This is a genomic window from Rhizobacter sp. P3_B12, assembly GCF_056402895.1.
The window spans coordinates 1-2035 of the sequence record NZ_JBFUGN010001056.1 but is presented as its reverse complement, the minus strand read 5'-3'; the positions used below and the strand labels follow the sequence as shown (position 1 = coordinate 2035).

Sequence of the window (2035 nt, the reverse complement as noted above, 5' to 3'; positions counted from 1 at the left end):
TGTCGTGGTCAAGTCTTTTCGGACACGCCAATGAGTTGGTTTGGGTTGAATCTCAGTGAGTGTGTTCGGCGTGACGCTCATGCTCGACGGGCGAGCGATAGCCGAGTGTGGAATGGAGCCTGACGGGGTTGTAGAAGCAGGCGATGTAGTCGGCGACATCGATCATCGCTTCGGCGTGATTGGCGTAGTCGCGCTGCCAGACGCGTTCCATCTTCAGGTTCAGGAAGAAGCGTTCCATCACGGCGTTGTCCCAGCAGTTGCCCTTGCGGCTCATGCTGGCAACCAGGTCGTTGCTCGCGATCAAGGTGGCATGCTCGCTGCTGGCGTACTGGCTGCCGCGATCGGAATGAACGATCAAGCCCGGGGCGGGCCGACGGCTGACGATCGCCATGTTCAGCGCCTGGCACACCAGCTGTGCCGGCATGCTCGGCGCCATGGCCCAGCCAACGACTCGGCGCGAGTACAGATCCAGCACGGCGGCGAGATACAGCCAGCCGCTGCGCGTGCGGATGTAGGTGATGTCCGAGACCCAGGCCCGGTTCGGCGCCACGGGACGGAACTGCCGATCCAGCACGTTGGCCGCCACTGGCAAGCTGTGACGGCTGTCGGTGGTGTAAACGAACTTGCGCCGCCAACGCGGCTGCAACGCATGGCTGCGCATCAACGTTCTGGCTCTGTGGCGTCCCACGTTCACGCCCAGCGCCCGCAATGCCGCGCTCACGCGCCGGCTGCCGTAGCTGCGCCCGCTGGCCTCGAACACGGCCTTGGCATGCGCAGCCTGGGCACACGTGCGCGGTTCGCGCTGGCGCTTGGCGTAGTATCCCGAGCGGCTGACGTCCAGCACTCGGCACAACTGTTTGATCGAGGCCTTCCCCGCCCACTGTGTGATCAGCGTGTGAATCACTTCAGTTCCCGGGCAAAGAAGGCCGACACTTTTTTTAGCAGGTCGTTGTCCGACTTCAGTTGCCGGTTCTCGGCTTCGAGCTGGCGAATGCGTTGCTGCTCCGCCGTCAGCGGCTTGCCCGCGCCGGGGCGGCCCGCCGCTTCCTCGTCGAACTGCTCGAGCCAGCGGCGCACGCCACTGTCCGTCAAGTTCATGTCGCGGCACACCTGCCCGACGCTCAATCCCTGGTCTCGCACCATGCGAACCACTTGCAGCTTGAACGCCGCATCAAATGCCCGGCGGGCTCTCTTCTTCTCGGTCATGCTCTTCTCGTCCTCTGCGGGAAAATCTCCCATCGAGGTGTCCATCAGAATTGGACCACGTCACCATGAGAGCCTTATATCAGCGAGGAAGGCATGGTTACAGAAGCAAGCTGACTGCGGTTGAGCTACCGATTGAGTGGATCAAGGGGAGAAAGCAATGGCAGTGCGGTGAACCCTGCGTCAACTCGATCAAGGCGATGTCGCTTGCGTCAGCCGGGCAGGCCAGAGAGGCTACGAAGCACTGGCGGCCGGTGATTCCCGTAGCGCGAAGCGTTGTGCAGATTGACGGCGGTATGGCCGACGGTGTTGCGAGAGTACCCCTCAGACGCTCTGCGAGAGCGAGACTCATGAACAATCATAAAAATATTGAGAATCTCATTGAACACATCGTCGCCGGTTTCCGAGCAATGGACTTGGCGAAGGAGTTCAATGGAGTTGATCTGAACGAGCCTGGAAGGCTCGGTCGCACACCGCTCATGGCGGCAACTGCGAAAGGCTCTCTGGAGATGATTGAAGCCTTGGTGCGAAGCGGTGCATCGGTACAGGCGACGGGCAGCAAGCACATGACAGCGCTGCATGAAGCATCGGTGAATGGGGAAACAAGGATTGCCGAATACTTGATCTCGAAAGGGGCCGAGATCGATGCAGCGACTGCCGATGGCGCAACTCCACTCATGTGCGCGGCTGCGTGGGGGAACATCGAAGTCGCGAAGCTGCTGCTGGAGAAAGGCGCGGACTGGGCAAGAAAAGACCGCATCGGAGCCTCAGCCGAGGACATTGCGGTCGAAAAAGGCGAGGACCACGTGGCCGACTTGATCCACGCGTATCG

At 61.1% G+C, this 2035-nt stretch carries 2 protein-coding genes; one reads left to right on the top strand and one right to left on the bottom strand.

Annotated features, from left to right (window positions below; genetic code table 11):
- Positions 1-52: 52 nt before the first annotated feature.
- Positions 53-1206 (bottom strand): IS3 family transposase gene (locus AC1D01_RS32000; RefSeq protein ID WP_477873538.1). Its coding sequence is split into 2 segments (ribosomal slippage): positions 53-942 and positions 942-1206, totalling 1155 coding nucleotides; the frame shifts between segments, so codons are not numbered across the junction.
- A gap of 347 nt (positions 1207-1553) precedes the next feature.
- On the opposite strand from AC1D01_RS32000, the gene AC1D01_RS31995 reads away from it, so the two are divergent.
- Positions 1554-2035, top strand: a 482-nt coding sequence (locus AC1D01_RS31995; protein WP_477873537.1) for an ankyrin repeat domain-containing protein, incomplete at its 3' end; no start/stop codon positions are given.